We start from the raw sequence: 15,207 nt of genomic DNA, 5'->3' as shown, positions 1-15,207 counted from the left end.
CGCCGGTGGGAGCCGGGTCAGCTGCCGTAGCGGCGGCGGCCCTGGCCCGGCTGGCCGTACTGGCCCTGGCCACCGGGCTGGAGGGTGGTCGCCTCGCCGAGGGTGGTGGCCGTGGCGGTGGTGCCGCTGACCTTGGCGACGACGGTGACGTTGTCGCCCGTCTTGACGTTGCCGGTCTTCTGCGTGGACGAGTCGATGGCGTACGTCTGCTTGTAGCCGTCCTTGCTGGTCAGCGTCACGGAGGTGGCGCTGAGCGCGGAGACGTCGCCGGTCTGCAGGCGTTCGGTCACGTAGCCGCCGGTCGGGTCGGCGACCACGAAGTCGCCGTGCAGGGCGTCGCGCAGGGCGGCCGCGCCGCCGCCGAAACCACCCGCGCGGCCGGCGAAACCGCCAGGGCCGCCGGTGCCGCCAGGGCCACCCGGGCCGCCGAAGCCCTGCTGGGCCGACGCGCCGTTGGAGCTGGTGCCGGCCCAGATCGCCAGGCCGCCGCCCACGGCGATCACCACCGCGACCCCCGCGGCGATCGCGGTCTTGCGTCCGGACCAGGCCTTCTTCTGCGGGGGAACGGCGGCGCCCGGGGTACCGGGAGCGGCGCCCCAGGTGGGGCCCTGTGCTGGGTCGGTGGGCTCGGTCGTCATGGTTCCTCCGCCTGGTACGGGCTTGTCCGCACCGAGGTTCGGCGCCATCGCTGTGCGGGAGCTGTGTTCGGCGTGGGTGGGCCCTGTGGAGATGGCCCGGCGCCGGTGTTGCGGGGTGATTCGCACAGGAAACGCACAGGCGCGCCACAGCTCGCCCTGACGGAAGCGCCCGAGGATGTCACCATGAGCGGTATGAACGCCACGTCGCAGGGCCGCGGGAAGGCCGATTTGCGCCGGGCCGACGGCAGCCCCGTCCGGGTACTGGTGGTCGACGACGAGTCGACCCTGGCCGAACTCGTCTCAATGGCGCTGCGCATGGAGGGCTGGGAGGTCCGCAGCGCGGGCGACGGCACCGAGGCCGTCCGCGTCGCGCGCGATTTCCGGCCCGACGCCGTTGTGCTCGACGTGATGCTGCCCGACTTCGACGGCCTCGAAGTGCTGCGCCGCATGCGCGCGGAGGCGCCGTACCTGCCGGTCCTGTTCCTCACCGCCAAGGACGCCGTCGAGGACCGCATCGCCGGGCTCACCGCGGGCGGCGACGACTACGTCACCAAGCCGTTCAGCCTCGAAGAGGTCGCGCTCCGGCTGCGCGCGCTGCTGCGGCGGGCCAGCGGGGTGACGGGCGCGAGCGGCTCCCAGCTCGTCGTCGGCGACCTCACGCTGGACGAGGACAGCCGCGAAGTGCACCGCGGCGGCGATCTGGTGCCGCTCACCGCCACCGAGTTCGAGCTGCTGCGCTACCTGATGCGCAACCCCAAGCGCGTGCTGTCAAAGGCGCAGATCCTCGACCGCGTCTGGAGCTACGACTTCGGCGGCCAGGCCAACATCGTCGAGCTGTACATCTCGTACCTGCGGAAGAAGATCGACGCCGACCGCGAGCCGATGATCCACACGATGCGCGGCGCGGGGTATGTACTCAAGCCCGCCGGCTGAGCCCGCCGCGCCGCGGACGAGGCGCGAGCGAAGGCCGTGGTCGCTGCGCCGGCGGCTGATCGTGCAGCTCGCCGCGCTGCTCGCACTGGTGTGCCTGGTCGTCGGCGTGGTCACCGAGCTGGCGTTGAACGAATTCCTGGTCAGCCAGGTCGACAAGCGGCTCTCGGCGACCAGCGAGCGCGGCTCCCATCGCGGTGGCGGGCTGCCGCCGTGGAACTACGGCGACAAGCCCCCGCCGGACCCGTTACGCGTGCTCGGCCAGGTCGACGGCACGCTGGCCGTCCAGGTGCACAAAAACGGCGTCGTGAACGCGAAGGTGCTGAACTTCGAGGCGAACCCGTCCACGTCGTCGGGCAAGCCGCCGGTGGGGAGGCCGCCGCTGCAGGACGTCACGCCGCAGCAGCAGTCGATGCTGCTCGGCCTGCCACCCGACGGCCAGCGCCGCACCATCAACCTCGGGGGTGCGCTCGGCGAATACCGCGTGGTGTCGTCGTTCTCCCCGGCCGGCGAGTTCACGGTGGTCGGGCTGCCGCTGGTGGACGTGAAGGACACGTTGTGGCGCTTGGGTTTCATCTTCGGCGGGGTGGCGCTCGGCGGGCTGCTCGTCGCGGGCTTCGTCGGCGCTATCACGATCCGGCGCACGATGGCGCCGCTGGACCGGCTGGCCGCCACGGCGTCACGCGTCTCGGAGCTGAAGCTCGACCGCGGTGAGGTGGCGCTTTCGGAGCGGGTGGACGAGGTGGACACCGACCCGCACACGGAGGTCGGCAAGGTCGGCTTCGCGCTCAACCGGATGCTCGGCCACATCGCGAACGCCCTCTCGGCGCGGCAGGCCAGCGAGAGCCGGGTCCGCCAGTTCGTCGCCGACGCCAGCCACGAGCTGCGGACGCCGCTGGCCGCCATCCGCGGTTACGCCGAGCTGACCCGGCGCAGCGGTGAGCAGGTGCCGCCGGACGTCGCGTTCGCCATGAGCCGCGTCGAGTCCGAATCGGCGCGGATGACCACGCTGGTGGAGGACCTGCTGCTGCTCGCGCGGCTCGACTCGGGCCGCGCGCGGGTGCACGAGCGGGTGGACCTCTCGCGCCTGGTGGCCGACGCCGTCGCGGACTCGCACGTCGCGGGCCCGGACCACAAGTGGCTGCTCGAAGCGCCGGGCGAGCCCCTGAGCGTCCTCGGCGACGACGACCAGCTGCACCAGGTCGTGCTGAACCTGCTCGGCAACGCCCGCAACCACACCCCGCCCGGCACCACCGTGACCACCACACTGTCCACACGCGACGGTTGGGTCACGCTGTCCATCCTCGACGACGGCCCCGGCATCCCGCCGGAGATCCTGCCGGAGGTCTTCGAGCGCTTCGCGCGGGGCGACAACTCCCGATCCCGCGCGGCCGGCAGCACCGGGCTGGGACTGGCCATCGTCGCCGCTGTGGTGGGCGCCCACCGGGGCCGCGTGATGGTGACGAGCCGGCCAGGGCGCACGGAGTTCACCGCGGTTTTCCCACAGGTATTGTGATAGCTTACGCGTGGTGTGTCCGTTAAGGACTGAATGCGGGTGACCCGTTCGTGGGCTTTTCACAGCTCGCGCACAGCAGACGCACAGCTACGGCACACACGGCGTCGAAAGCATCGGGCGTATGTCGAGTGCCGTTGTGACGCCCGTGAGCACCAGCATGGACCCGGCCACAGCAGCGCGACGGCGGCCGCGATGGGTACGTCCCGCCGTCGCCTTGCTGCTGGCCGCGACTGCCGCGCTGTACCTGATCGATGTGGCGATTTCGGGCTGGGGCAACAGCTTCTACGCGATGGCCGTGCAGGCCGGCACCGAGAGCTGGAAGGCCTGGTTCTTCGGTTCGCTCGATCCGGGCAACATCGTCACCGTCGACAAACCGCCGTTTTCCCTGTGGGTTATGGGTCTTTCGGGCCGGATCTTCGGGTTCGACAGCTGGAGCATGCTGGTGCCGGACGCGCTCGCGGGCGTCGCGTCGGTCGGGCTGCTGTACCTGGCCGTGCGGCGGCTTTCCGGGCCTGGCGCCGGGCTGCTGGCCGGGGCCGCGCTCGCGCTGACCCCGGTGGCCGCGCTGATGTTCCGCTTCAACAACCCGGACGCGTTCCTCGTGCTGCTCATGGTCGCCGGCGCGTACTTCCTGGTCCGCGCGCTGGAGAAGGCGGGCACGGGCTGGCTGCTGCTCGCCGGCGTCGCGATCGGCTTCGGGTTCCTGGACAAGATGCTGCAGGCGTTCCTGGTGCTGCCCGCGTTTGTGCTCGCGTACCTGGTGGCGGCGCCGACCTCACTCGGCCGCCGGATCTGGCAGCTGTTCGCGGCGGCGGGCGCGGTGCTGGTGTCCGCGGGCTGGTGGGTGGCCGCCGTGGCGGCCTGGCCCGCGAGCGACCGGCCGTACATCAGCGGCTCGACCGACAACAGCGTGCTGCAGCTGGCCTTCGGCTACAACGGGCTCGGCCGCATCTTCGGTCAGGGCCACGGCGGCGGCGGGCCTCGCGGCGGTGCCCGCCCGGAATTGCCCGCGGGCCTGGACTTCCCGGCCGGACGCGGCGGAGGGTTCGGTGGTTTCGGCGGCCAGACCGGGTTGACCAGGCTGTTCACCCAGCAGTTCGGCGGCGAGGCGTCCTGGCTGCTGCCCGCGGCGTTGATCGGGCTCGTCGCGGGGCTGTGGTTCACCCGCCGCGCGCCGCGCACGGACCGGACGCGCGCCGCGTTGCTGCTGTGGGGCGGTTGGACGGTGGTGACCGTGGTGGTCCTGAGCTACATGAGCGGCATCATCCACCCGTACTACACGGTGGCGCTGGTGCCGGGCATCGCGGCGACGGTGGGCGTCACGGTCCGTGAGCTGTGGCGCGGACGAGCGCAGCTCGTGCCACGCGTCGTGCTCGCGCTGATGCTCGCCGCTTCGGTGGTCTGGGGCTTCATCCTTCTCGGCCGCGCGCCGGATTGGCAGCCGTGGCTGCGCTACACCGCCCTGGCGCTCGGCGCCCTCGGCGTGGCCGTGCTGCTCTTCGGCCTCGAGCGGCTGCGGCGGATCGCACCGGCCGTCGGCGCTCTCGGACTGGTGGCGGCGCTGCTCGGAACTGCCACTTCAACGATCGCGACGGCCGCCACCGCGCACACCGGAGGACAGCCGTCTTCCTCGCCTTCCAACGGCCGCGGCATGCGCGGCTTCGGCGGCGCGACCCAGTCCAATGTGGAGATCGACCGGCTCTTGCAGGCCACCGAGAACAAGTGGGCTGCCGCGCAGACCGGCGCGATGCAGTCGGCCGGGCTGGCGCTGGGCAGCGGGAAGCCGGTGATGGCGATCGGCGGCTTCAGCGGCAGTGACCCGGCGCCGACGCTCAAGCAGTTCCAGCAGTACGTCGGCGCCGGCGAGGTGCACTACTTCGTCGCGGGCGGTCGCGGCTTCGGCGGCAGCCGAGGCACTTCCGGCCAGATCACCACGTGGGTGGAGCGGAACTTCCCGTCGGCGACCGTGGGCGGGATGACCGTTTACGACCTCACGAAGGGAAAGTGACGGCCGTGTTCGCTCCACAAAGGACCAGACACGGCAGCTCGGCCTCGACGCGACCGGCGAGCCACGCGGCGAACGGGACCGCCGCGGCCGGCTCCACGACCAGGCGGAACTCGGCCCACAGCCGGTCGCGCGCGGCGAGCAGCTCAGTGTCGCTGACCAGTGCGGACGTCACGGCGGGCGAGTTCAGGAGCCGGAACGGCAGCTGACCCACGCGCGTCGCGCCCAGAGCGGACGACGCGACGGAGTCGAGCTTCACGTCCACCGGCTCACCGGCCGCCAACGCGGCGTTCAGCGCGCAGCAGTGCTCCGGCTCCACCGCGAACACCCGCCGTCCACCGGCCGCGAGCGTGGTGCCGGACGCGAGCCCGCCCCCGCCGACGGCCACCACCACGGCGTCGACCTCGGGACTGTCCTCAACGATCTCGGCCGTCACCGTGCCCTGCCCGGCGATCACGTCCGGGTCGTCGTACGCGTGCAGGTAACGGCTGCCGGGCTCCTCGGCGACGGCCAGCGCGGCGGCGGCCGCCTCGGCGTACGTCGCGCCGTGACGGACCAGCTTCACGCCCGTCGCCTCGATCCCGGCGGCCTTCGCCTCGGGCACCGACTCGGGCACGTAGACGATCGCGGGCACGCCGAGCGCCTGCGCGGCGGTGGCGACGCCGAGGCCGTGATTCCCGCCGGAGGCCGTGACCACCCGCGCCGGCGCCGGGCCGGCCAGCAGCGCGTTCACCGCGCCGCGAAGCTTGAACGACCCGCTCCGCTGCAGGTGCTCCAGCTTCAGGACCACGGGGCGGCCGTCGATTTCGGCCCGTAGCTGCGGGGTCCGCCGGACGTACGGCCGGATGCGCGTGAGGGCGGCTTCGACGTCGGCCGGGACGGGGGTGCGCGGTTCGGCGGTCATGACGTCCATTGTGGCTCGCCTTCGCGCCGGCGCGGGCGGCCATCGGCGGGCCCCGATCACCCGCTACACTGGTCCACGGACCCCGCGCGGCGTCCACCCTGTGAACCTCCCCAGGGCCGGAAGGCAGCAAGGATAAGCAGGCTCTGACGGGTGCGCGGGGTCCCCTTTTTTGTTTCAGAAGACCCCGAGCACGTCCTCGGGCGGGTTCGGCGAGGCCATCGGCGCCGCGTCGTACACCGGTTCCGCCTTTCCCCGCAGCGCGCGCAGGTCACCGTCGTGCACACAACGGGCGGGGTAGGCCGAGGATGCCGCCCGGCGCGTCAGCTCCGCCGTCGGCAGCTCGTGCTCCGAAGCGGCCAGCACCAGGTTCCCGAAGCGGCGTCCGCGCAGCACCCCAGGCTCGGCCAGCAGCACGATGTGCGGGAACACCTCGGCGAGCGTGGCCAGGAACCGTCGGGCGAACGGCAGACCCGGCCCGTCGGTGATGTTGGCGAGCATCGTGCCGCCGGCCTTGAGGACCCGGCGGACGTCGGCGACGAACTCCACCGTGGCCAGCCCGCCCGCGAGCGTCGCGCGTTCGAAGGCGTCGACCACGACCAGGTCCGCTGACGCGTCGTGCCGGCTGCGCACGCCTTCGCGGCCGCCCTCGATGCGCACCCGCAGCTTGGGCACGCTGCGCAGGTCCAGCTGCTCGCGCACCAGCTCGATCAGCGGCGCGTCGGCGTCGAACACCAGCTGTCGCGAACCGGGCCGCTTCGCCGCGACGTAACGGGGCAGCGTGCACCCAGCGCCGCCGACGTGGAGCGCGTCGAGCGGTCCGCTCGGCAGGCAGTCGACGACGTCGCCGAGCCGGCGGACGTAGTCGAACTCGAGGTTGGCCGGATCGTCGAGGTCGACGTAGGACTGCGCCACGCCGTCGACGGAGATCAGCCAGGCGTTCGGCCGGTCGGCGTCCCGCAGCAGCTCCGCGGTCCCGAACCGCACCGGGTAGCGCCCCGGCTTCGGCCCGTCCTTGGCGCGGCCGCGGGCCGAACGGGCGTGGCTCACCGGTGGTTCCTCTCGTCGCGGGTCGGTTCGAGGGTACTGGTGGGGCTCGGGGTCGCGGTCCTGCTGACCAGCGGTGTCTCCAGGGCGGGCCACCGGCGGGGACCCGGCACCGGCGCGGTTGTCGGGGGGTGCCGGTAGTCTCGCGGCGTGGCTCTCGCGCTGTACCGAAAGTACCGTCCGGCGACCTTCGCCGAGGTCGTCGGCCAGGAGCATGTGACCGAACCGCTGCGGACCGCGCTGGCGGCGGGCCGCATCAACCACGCGTACCTGTTCTCCGGGCCGCGCGGCTGCGGCAAGACCTCGAGCGCGCGCATCATGGCGCGCTCGCTGAACTGCGCGGAGGGGCCGACCCCCGACCCGTGCGGCAAGTGCAACTCCTGCCGTGCGCTGGCGCCCGAAGGCCCGGGCAGCGTCGACGTCACGGAGCTGGACGCCGCGAGCCACGGTGGTGTCGACGACGCCCGCGAGCTGCGCGACAAGGCGTTCTACGCGCCCGCCGAGTCCCGCTACCGCGTGTTCATCATCGACGAGGCGCACATGGTCACCACGCAGGGCTTCAACGCCCTGCTGAAGATCGTGGAAGAGCCGCCGGAACACCTGATCTTCATCTTCGCCACCACCGAGCCGGACAAGGTGCTCACCACCATCCGCTCGCGCACGCACCACTACCCGTTCCGGCTCATCCCGCCGGGCGCGATGCGCGCGCTGCTGGAGCGCAACGTCGCCGCCGAGGGCGCCGAGGTCGAGCCGGCCGTGTACCCGCTGGTGATCCGCGCGGGCGGCGGCTCGGCGCGTGACACGCAGTCGGTGCTCGACCAGCTGCTGGCCGGCGCCGGGCCCGAGGGCGTCACGTACCCGCGCGCGGTCTCGCTGCTGGGCGTCACCGACGTCGCGCTGATCGACGACATGGTCGACGCGCTTTCGGCCGAGGACGCCGCCACGGTGTTCGGCACGGTCGAGCGGCTGGCCGACGCCGGCCACGACCCGCGCCGCTTCGCCACCGACCTGCTCGACCGGCTGCGTGACCTGGTCATGCTGCGCTCCGTGCCCGAGGCCGGCGAGCGCGGACTGGTGGCGGCGCCGGAAGAAGAGCTGAGCCGGATGAGCGCGCAGGCCGAGCGCATCGGCCTCGGCACGCTTTCCCGCTACGCCGACATCGTCCACAGTGGACTTCTGGAGATGCGCGGCGCCACCTCGCCGCGGCTGGTGCTGGAACTGCTGTGCGCGCGGATGCTGCTCCCCTCGGTCACGGACGGCGAAAAGGCGCTGCTGGCCCGCATCGAACGCCTGGAACGCCGCGCGACGGTCAGCGGCGGTGGCGGTGCCGCCGGCGTTGAGCCGCCGGTCGGCGGGGTGCCGGAGCGGGCGTATCAACGGCCTTCGCAACGTCCGGACGGGGCGGCTCAGACTGCGCCGGTTCGGTCGGAGGGCGCCGTTGCCGAGACCGCGCCCACGCCGGTCCGGGCCGAAGCCGCGCCTGCGCCGGTTCAGGCCACGCCTGCACCGGCTCGCTCGGAAGCCACGGCTCCCTCGGAAGCCACGGCTCCCTCGGAAGCCGCGCCCGCCCAGGCCGCACCTGTCCGCCTGGAAGCCGCCCCGCCCGGTCGCACTGAGGCCGCGCCGCCGCAGGAACCGGTCGCGTCCGAGCGTCCGGAAGCGGCGGCCGAGCCGGCTGAAGCCGGGGCGCCGTCCGCGGTCGGTGGCATCGACGCCGCGGCGATCCGGAACGTGTGGCCGCAGCTGTTGACGTCGCTGCGGAAAGTCGCCGGCGGCCGCAGCCTGGAAGCCATGCTCACGCAGGCGACGGTGGTCCAGGTCGAGGGCTCGGCCGTGACGTTGACGCACAAGTCCGAGCCGCTCGCCCGCCGAATCGGCGACCAGGACAACACGCGCAAGATCGCGGCCGCCCTGTCCGACGTGCTGGGCGGCGAGTGGCAGGTCCGCTGCGTCCACGGCGCGGTGCCTGCCGCGGCCGCCCCCCCCGTGGCCTCGCCCGCTCCACCGGCCGCGACGGCGCCGGAACGCTCGTTCACCCGCCGTTCGGCCGCTGCCCCCGCCGCTGCCGCGCCGGCCGCTGGTCCTGCTGCGACCCAGGCTGCCGCGCCGGCGGAACGGCCGGCCGTGGAACGTCCGCCCGCCGCGGAACCGCCCCGCCCGACGCCCACGCCGGAGCCCCCGTCGCGCCCGAAGGTGGCAACGGGCGAGCCGGACATCCCGCTCCCCCCGGAGCCGTCGGACGAGGACGACGACATCTACTCCGAGGACGCGAGCCCCGCCCCGCCTCCACCGCCCATCCCGCCGGACCAGGACCCGGACGAGATCGCGCGCAAGCTGCTCTCCGACCACCTGGGCGCCCGCCCGCTGGACTGACCCGCCGCGGGATCCGCCGAACCAGCGCCTTGACCTCAAAGCCCGGCGGCGCTCAAGCCCAAGGCCCGATCCCGCCGACCTTCTCCACGGTGATGCGCACGATCACCGTCGTCGGGGAGGAAACGGCGCGCCTGGCGGTCCATCAGGGCGGTGAACTCGTCCGGGATGGCGGGGCCCTCGACCGACGCGCGGCCGCGGATGAGCAGGTACTGGGGGAGACCGGCGGCGTTCCTCCATGCCGATCACCACGTCGTCGCCGTCGCGGGAAGACCGGATCAGTGAGGTTTGCGGGCAGCGCCCTCAAACCGGAGTCAACCGAGATAAGCCTCGATGCCCGCCGCGATCGCGGCGGCGTACTGGGCGCGGCCGGGGGCCGAGGACATCTGCGCGGCCTCCGCGGCGTTGCGCATGTTGCCGCACTCCACGAGGACGGTCGGGCGGGTCGAGAGGTTGAGGCCGGCCAGGTCGGAGCGGGGGGACAGGCCCGCGGAGCCGATGTAGGTCGAGGTGGTGAAGCCGTCGGAGCGGAGGCCGTCGCGCAAGGCTCGCGCCAAGGCCGTTGACGGGGCGCCCTGTGCGGCGTTCAGGGGCGGTGACGAGTACGCCACGTGGAAGCCGTGCGCGCCCGCCGACGTCGAGCCGTCGGCGTGGATGGAGACGACCGCGTCGGCGTTCGCGGCGTTGCCGATTTCGGCGCGGCGATCGACGCACGGGCCGACGCCGGAATCGTCGGAACGGGTGTAGACGACCTTGATCCCCTTGGCGGACAACGCTTTCCCGACCTGGTTGGCCACGTCGAAGTTGAACGCGTGCTCGGTGTACCCGGCGTTCGTCGACGTGCCGGTGGTGTTGCACGGCTTCGTCTCGCCGCGCCCGGCCGGCACGCTCCGGTTGATCTCCTTCGGGTGCGAGCCGTTCCCGCCGTTGTGCCCGGGGTCCAGCACCACGACCTTGCCCGCCGCCGAGGACGCCGGAGACGGCACCGCCGAAGACGAAGGCGCCGAGGCCACCGAAGACGAAGGCACCGAAGACGGCGAAGCGGTAGCAGACGTGGCAACCGCCGAGGTGGAAGGCGCCGCCGTCCCACCGCCGTTGTCACATCCCGCGAGCAGGAAGACGCCGGCCAGCAGCAGCAGAGGGTTCACGCGCACGGCGACCACGGTGCCACAGCACCCCCGTCATCCGGCGGCGCGGCGCGCCACAGCCCGCCGCCTGACCGGGCGAACCGCCCACGCGGCTACGCTGGTGGAGACCCACATCGGCGGAAGGATCGAGTGCGATCATGGTGCAACCCGGCGGAGGCTTCGACCTGTCGCAGATCATGCAACAGGCGCAGCAGATGCAGCAAAAGCTGGTCGAGGCCCAGGAGGAGCTCGCCGCCACGGAGGTCACCGGCTCCGCGGGCGGCGGCCTGGTCACGGCGACCGTGTCCGGCGACAGCCAGCTGAAGGGCCTCGTCATCGACCCGAAGGTGGTCGACCCCGAAGACGTCGAGACGCTGGCCGACCTCGTGGTCGCGGCGGTGCGCGACGCTTCGGCGAACGCGCAGAAGCTCACCGAGCAGAAGCTCGGCCCGCTGGCGGGCGGCCTCGGCGGTGGCGGCGGGATGCCGGACCTCGGCGCCCTCGGCTTCGGCGGCTGACCCTTGTACGAGGGTGTGGTCCAGGACCTGATCGACGAGCTCGGGCGGCTGCCCGGGGTCGGTCCGAAGAGTGCGCAGCGCATCGCGTTCCACCTGCTCGCCACGGACCCCGTCGACATCGGGCGGCTGCAGGACGTGCTGGGCAAGGTCAAGGAGGGCGTGCAGTTCTGCGAGATCTGCGGCAACGTCTCCGAGCAGCCGACCTGCCGCATCTGCCGCGACGAGCGCCGCGACCTCACGGTCATCTGCGTGGTCGAGGAGCCGAAGGACGTGCTGGCGGTCGAGCGCACGCGTGAGTTCAAGGGCCGCTACCACGTGCTGGGCGGCGCGCTGGACCCGCTTTCGGGCATCGGCCCGGAGCAGTTGCGCATGCGTGAGCTGCTCAAGCGCATCGGCGCGGCGGACATCAGCGAGATCATCATCGCCACGGACCCCAACACCGAGGGCGAGGCCACGGCCACCTACCTGGTCCGCATGCTGCGGGACTTCCCCGGCCTGTCCGTGACGCGGCTCGCGTCCGGCCTGCCCATGGGCGGCGACCTGGAGTTCGCCGACGAGCTGACCCTCGGCCGGGCGCTGTCCGGCCGTCGCGCGCTCTAGGACTCGTGAGTGTTCAGGCCGGTTTCAACCGGCCTGAACACTCACGAGGCGTTCAGCAGTAACCGAGCTGCGCCAGCGAGTTCACGATGATCTCGGACGGGTGGTACTTGTCCATCCAGGACTCCCCGCGCCGATTCTGGTACGTGTCCAGGAAGTTCTGCAGTTTGTCGCCGCGCATCTCGGTGAGCACGACGGTTTCGCCGAGGTGCTGCGGTGTTTCGGTGCGCTCGCGGTGCACCGCGCAGGGCAGGCCGAGGTAATAGCACTCCGCGGACAGGCCGCCCGAGTCGGTGACGACGTACTCCGCGCGCGCCACCAGCGGCAGGAACTTCAGGTAACGCATCTTGGGCTGGGCGATGAACTTGTCGTCGAACAGGTTGTCCAGACCCAGCGCGCGGATCTTCTCGCGTTCCGGCGCGCCGGCCATGTACAGGATCGGCATCTGACGGCTCTGCTCGCGCAGGATTTCCAGCGCCTCACGGTATTTGTCCGCGCGCGAGACCAGCTCGAAGCGGTGCAGCGTGGCCAAACCGAACTTCTCCGGCAGGTTCGGCACGTCCAGCGGCTGGTTGATGGCCAGGCGCATCGCGTCGATGGCCGTGTTCGCTTCGGTGTCGACGACGACGCCGCGCGCGTGACGCAGGTTGTTCACTTCGCGCGCGCTCGGCGCGAAGTGCATGTCGACGATCTTCGCCGCGATCTTGCGGTTCAGCTCTTCCGGCAGCGGCGACATGATGCTGCCCGACCGCGCCCCGGCCTCGACGTGCCCGACGCGCGCCTTGAGGATGCGCTTGCCGATCAGCGAGCCGTACGGCGTGGTGAAAGTGTCGCCGTGCACCAGTACCAGCGGCGGGCGCCCGTCTTCGTTCAACGCGGCGCGCAGCTCGTGACGGCGGCCCCACGCGGTGCGCAGCACCTGCGCGGCCCAGCCCGGCACCTGGGCGGGCGACTCCAGGTTGTGCGCCTTCTCCTCGGGCACCAGCCAGACGTCGGGCGCCGGCAGCTTCAGATCGGCGAGCACGTCCGCGACCTCGTCCACGTGCTGTGCGGTGAACCAGATCTTCGGCCGCATGCCGCGCTCGGCGATCCCGTGGTAAACCGGCGCGATCTTGATCAGTTCCGCCGTGGTGCCGAGAATGAAGGAAATCACCGTGAGGCCCATTTCTGGTCGGTTTGCGGTGCCCGAAGGATACTGGGGGCTCCCGGCGCGGGGGCACAGGGTAGCCTCGGCCCGGTGAGTGCGAACCCGCTCCTCCCTTCGCTCAGCGTCGTGATTCCGGTCTACAACGAGCAGGACTGGATCGCCCGCAGCGTCGGCGCACTGGTCACGGCCTGCGCCGCCGCGGGCTGGCCGGCCGAGATCGTGGTGGTCGACGACGGCAGCACCGACGGCACCGCGGAGACGCTCGCCGCACTCCAGCAGCAGCACGGCATCACCGTGCTCGCCCAGCCGAACAGCGGCCGGTTCGAGGCCCGCCTCGCCGGGCTGGCCAAGGCGTCCGGGCAGCAGGTCCTGTTGCTGGACAGCCGGGTGATCGTCGACGAGGGCACGCTCGTGTTCCTGCGCGACCAGTTGCTCGCGCACCCCGAGCGCACGGTCTGGAACGGACACATCAACGTCGCCTCCGAGCACAACCCGTACGCGGGCTTCCTGGCCGGACTGGTGAAGATTCCGTGGCGGCGCTACTGCGCCAATCCGCGCCTGATGTCGTTCGGAATCGAAGAATTCGACGTGTTCCCCAAGGGCACCGGATTCTTTTCCGCGCCACGCGATGTTCTCGAGCAGGCCTGCGCGGCGTTCGAATCGCTGTTCGACGATTCCCGTTTCGCCAGCGACGACACCGGGGTGCTGCGCTGGATCGCCGAGCGCCACCGGATCTTCCTGGCCCCCGAGCTGTCCGCGACCTATCACGGGCGCGACTCGTTCAAGAAGTTCGCCGCGCAGTCCTATTTCCGCGGCACCACGTTCGTCGACTCCTATCTCGCCTCGCCCGGTCCGGCGCGCAACGGCCTGTTCGCCGCGTTCGCCGTGGGCGTGCTCGGCCTCGGTCTCGCCGCCCGCCGTCCGAAGACCGCCGCCGCGCTCGCCGCCGCGGGCTCGGCGGCCGCCGGTGCCGCGGTGACCCGCTTCGGCGCCACGAAGTCCGAAGCCCGCGCGGTCGCCTTGCTCACGCCGGTGTTCGGCGCCGGATTCGGCGCGGGCGCCGTCCGCGGCCTCGTCCTCGCCCTGCGCGCCCGGCTGGGCCGATCCGGCCGATGAGCACGCCCGTGACCGACGAAGGCCAGCGCGGGCTGGCCAGGGAAACCGGCCGCTCGGCGGGCAAGATCGGCATCTCCCTGCTGATCGCCATCGGCCTCGGCTACGTACTGACGCTGCTGGCCGCCCGCTGGCTCGGACCGGCGGACAGCAAGGTCTTCCTTTCGTTCTGGGGCATCCTGATGGGGCTGGGTAGCGCCCTGTCGCCGTTGGAGCAAGAGCTTTCGCGCCAGTCGGCGGTCGCCGCGCTGGACGGCCACAAGCCCGGGCGGTCGGCGCTGCGGGCGCTCACCGTCGGTGCCGTGATCGTCGCGGTGGTCGCCGGGCTCACGCTGCTGGTGCCGGTGCTCAACGAGCGCTTGTACTCGGGCCGCACCGAGCTGGGGATCATCGTGTTCTGCGGCGCGCTCTCGTTCGCCTGCCAGTTCGCGTCCCGTGGCCTGCTGGTCGGGGCCCAGAAGATCGCCCAGTACTCGTGGCTGGTGTTCGCCGAGGCCGCGGTCCGCGTGGTGGTGCTCGCCGGGGTCTTCGTGGCGGGCCTGACCGGAATCGTGTCCTTCGCCATCGCCGCGGCGGCCGGCGCCTTCGCCTGGCTGCTGTTCGTGCGGCCGATCAGCGGCCTGATCGACCCGCACCTGGACGGCGAGGCGTGGCGGCCGGTCACCTCGCGGATCGTGCTGCTCATGGCGGGCGCCGGGCTTACCGCCAGCGTCATCACGGGCTATCCCGCGCTGGTCAGCCTGCTCGCCCCGGCGGGCGACGCCACGCAGGTCGGCGTGCTGTTCGCCACGCTTCAGGTCTCGAGAGTCCCCCTGCTGCTGCTTTCACCGCTGCAGGCGCTGGCGGTCCCGACCGTGGTGCGGCTGTCGGGCACCACCGAAGGCATGCACCGCCTCCGCCGCCTGCTCGCGCTCGGCACGCTCGGCACGCTCGTCGTGGGCGTGGTCGGGGCGGTGGTCGGCCTGCTCATCGGGCCGTGGCTGGTGAAGCTGTTGTTCGGGGCGAAGTACGCGTCCGCCGAGGGCTGGTGGGTGGCCGGGATGGTGTGGGGCGCGGTCCTGCTGACCGCGCTGCAGCTGATGACCGCGGTGCTCGTCGCCAGGACGCAGGCCAACAAGGTGCTCGTCACCTGGGCTGTGATCGCTGTTTCGACCGCGTTGGTGCTGTTGTTCCTGCCGGGTGACACGATCTTGCGGGCGGTCGTCGGGCTGGCTGTGGGGCCGACCGTCGGGCTCGTGGTCGCCGCGGCGTTCGTCCTGCGACGGCCGGGCAACGTGCAGCCCGTGCCGGGCGTCTGA

13 protein-coding genes and 1 other RNA gene are annotated in these 15,207 nt (G+C 72.1%); 9 read left to right on the top strand and 5 right to left on the bottom strand.

Annotated features, from left to right (window positions below):
- Positions 1–17: 17 nt before the first annotated feature.
- Positions 18–638 (bottom strand): hypothetical protein, encoded by a 621-nt coding sequence (locus BMY97_RS37670; protein ID WP_091627118.1) that lies wholly within the window; start codon positions 636–638, stop codon positions 18–20.
- A 183-nt stretch (positions 639–821) separates the two neighbouring features.
- Between BMY97_RS37670 and BMY97_RS37665 the strand changes: the two genes are divergently transcribed.
- The 3 genes from BMY97_RS37665 to BMY97_RS37655 all read left to right on the top strand — a co-directional run bounded on the left by BMY97_RS37665 (position 822) and on the right by BMY97_RS37655 (position 5,092).
- A complete protein-coding gene (locus tag BMY97_RS37665) occupies positions 822–1,571 on the top strand; it encodes a response regulator transcription factor (protein WP_091627115.1) in 750 nt (249 codons plus the stop codon).
- Positions 1,549–3,084: a sensor histidine kinase gene (locus tag BMY97_RS37660; RefSeq protein WP_091627112.1), complete on the top strand. Its 1,536-nt coding sequence runs from the start codon at positions 1,549–1,551 to the stop codon at positions 3,082–3,084. The genes BMY97_RS37665 and BMY97_RS37660 overlap by 23 nt, the downstream gene beginning before the upstream one ends.
- A gap of 121 nt (positions 3,085–3,205) precedes the next feature.
- Complete coding sequence (locus BMY97_RS37655) at positions 3,206–5,092, top strand: glycosyltransferase family 39 protein (protein ID WP_091627110.1); 1,887 nt, start codon at positions 3,206–3,208, stop codon at positions 5,090–5,092.
- Here BMY97_RS37655 and BMY97_RS37650 read toward each other — a convergent pair.
- Positions 5,076–5,993, bottom strand: coding sequence for a serine/threonine dehydratase (locus BMY97_RS37650; RefSeq protein WP_091627279.1), 918 nt, complete (start codon positions 5,991–5,993; stop codon positions 5,076–5,078). The genes BMY97_RS37655 and BMY97_RS37650 overlap by 17 nt on opposite strands.
- Before the next feature lie 74 nt (positions 5,994–6,067).
- On the opposite strand from BMY97_RS37650, the gene ffs reads away from it, so the two are divergent.
- Positions 6,068–6,162: signal recognition particle sRNA small type (gene ffs, locus BMY97_RS37645), an RNA gene on the top strand.
- 5 nt (positions 6,163–6,167) lie between these two features.
- Here the strand turns inward: ffs and BMY97_RS37640 are convergent.
- Complete coding sequence (locus tag BMY97_RS37640; RefSeq protein ID WP_177231724.1) at positions 6,168–7,040, bottom strand: spermidine synthase; 873 nt, start codon at positions 7,038–7,040, stop codon at positions 6,168–6,170.
- A 147-nt stretch (positions 7,041–7,187) separates the two neighbouring features.
- On the opposite strand from BMY97_RS37640, the gene BMY97_RS37635 reads away from it, so the two are divergent.
- A complete protein-coding gene (locus BMY97_RS37635; protein WP_091627107.1) occupies positions 7,188–9,410 on the top strand; it encodes a DNA polymerase III subunit gamma and tau in 2,223 nt (740 codons plus the stop codon).
- A 311-nt stretch (positions 9,411–9,721) separates the two neighbouring features.
- Here BMY97_RS37635 and BMY97_RS37625 read toward each other — a convergent pair whose 3' ends face one another.
- Positions 9,722–10,570, bottom strand: coding sequence for an N-acetylmuramoyl-L-alanine amidase (locus BMY97_RS37625; protein ID WP_245787703.1), 849 nt, complete (start codon positions 10,568–10,570; stop codon positions 9,722–9,724).
- A gap of 122 nt (positions 10,571–10,692) precedes the next feature.
- On the opposite strand from BMY97_RS37625, the gene BMY97_RS37620 reads away from it, so the two are divergent.
- Both BMY97_RS37620 and recR read left to right on the top strand, forming a co-directional pair.
- Positions 10,693–11,052 carry a YbaB/EbfC family nucleoid-associated protein gene (locus tag BMY97_RS37620; protein ID WP_091627105.1) on the top strand — a complete coding sequence of 120 codons (360 nt, stop codon included), beginning with the start codon at positions 10,693–10,695 and terminating at the stop codon, positions 11,050–11,052.
- Between the two features lie 3 nt (positions 11,053–11,055).
- The gene (gene recR / locus BMY97_RS37615; protein ID WP_091627102.1) at positions 11,056–11,652 is read left to right on the top strand and encodes a recombination mediator RecR; all 597 of its coding nucleotides are present in this window, start codon (positions 11,056–11,058) and stop codon (positions 11,650–11,652) included.
- A 52-nt stretch (positions 11,653–11,704) separates the two neighbouring features.
- Here the strand turns inward: recR and BMY97_RS37610 are convergent, their stop codons facing one another.
- A complete protein-coding gene (locus tag BMY97_RS37610; RefSeq protein ID WP_091627099.1) occupies positions 11,705–12,814 on the bottom strand; it encodes a UDP-N-acetylglucosamine 2-epimerase in 1,110 nt (369 codons plus the stop codon).
- Positions 12,815–12,886: 72 nt separating this feature from the next.
- Between BMY97_RS37610 and BMY97_RS37605 the strand changes: the two genes are divergently transcribed.
- Both BMY97_RS37605 and BMY97_RS37600 read left to right on the top strand, forming a co-directional pair.
- Entirely contained in the window at positions 12,887–13,912 is a 1,026-nt protein-coding gene (locus BMY97_RS37605) for a glycosyltransferase family 2 protein (protein ID WP_091627096.1), read from the top strand.
- Positions 13,909–15,207, top strand: coding sequence for a hypothetical protein (locus tag BMY97_RS37600; protein WP_091627093.1), 1,299 nt, complete (start codon positions 13,909–13,911; stop codon positions 15,205–15,207). Before BMY97_RS37605 ends, BMY97_RS37600 begins: the two co-directional genes overlap by 4 nt.

Origin of the sequence: Amycolatopsis saalfeldensis, from assembly GCF_900110575.1 — a bacterium.
GTDB lineage: Bacteria > Actinomycetota > Actinomycetes > Mycobacteriales > Pseudonocardiaceae > Amycolatopsis > Amycolatopsis saalfeldensis.
This window is presented reverse-complemented; position numbering and strand designations above follow the sequence as displayed.

Excerpts from the sequence above, each read along its gene's own strand:
- BMY97_RS37670 (WP_091627118.1), bottom strand. The coding sequence starts at position 638 with ATGACGACCGAGCCCACCGACCCAGCACAGGGCCCCACCTGGGGCGCC.
- BMY97_RS37665 (WP_091627115.1), top strand. The coding sequence starts at position 822 with ATGAGCGGTATGAACGCCACGTCGCAGGGCCGCGGGAAGGCCGATTTG.
- BMY97_RS37660 (WP_091627112.1), top strand. The coding sequence starts at position 1,549 with ATGTACTCAAGCCCGCCGGCTGAGCCCGCCGCGCCGCGGACGAGGCGC.
- BMY97_RS37655 (WP_091627110.1), top strand. The coding sequence starts at position 3,206 with ATGTCGAGTGCCGTTGTGACGCCCGTGAGCACCAGCATGGACCCGGCC.
- BMY97_RS37650 (WP_091627279.1), bottom strand. The coding sequence starts at position 5,993 with ATGACCGCCGAACCGCGCACCCCCGTCCCGGCCGACGTCGAAGCCGCC.
- BMY97_RS37620 (WP_091627105.1), top strand. The coding sequence starts at position 10,693 with ATGGTGCAACCCGGCGGAGGCTTCGACCTGTCGCAGATCATGCAACAG.
- BMY97_RS37610 (WP_091627099.1), bottom strand. The coding sequence starts at position 12,814 with ATGGGCCTCACGGTGATTTCCTTCATTCTCGGCACCACGGCGGAACTG.
- BMY97_RS37600 (WP_091627093.1), top strand. The coding sequence starts at position 13,909 with ATGAGCACGCCCGTGACCGACGAAGGCCAGCGCGGGCTGGCCAGGGAA.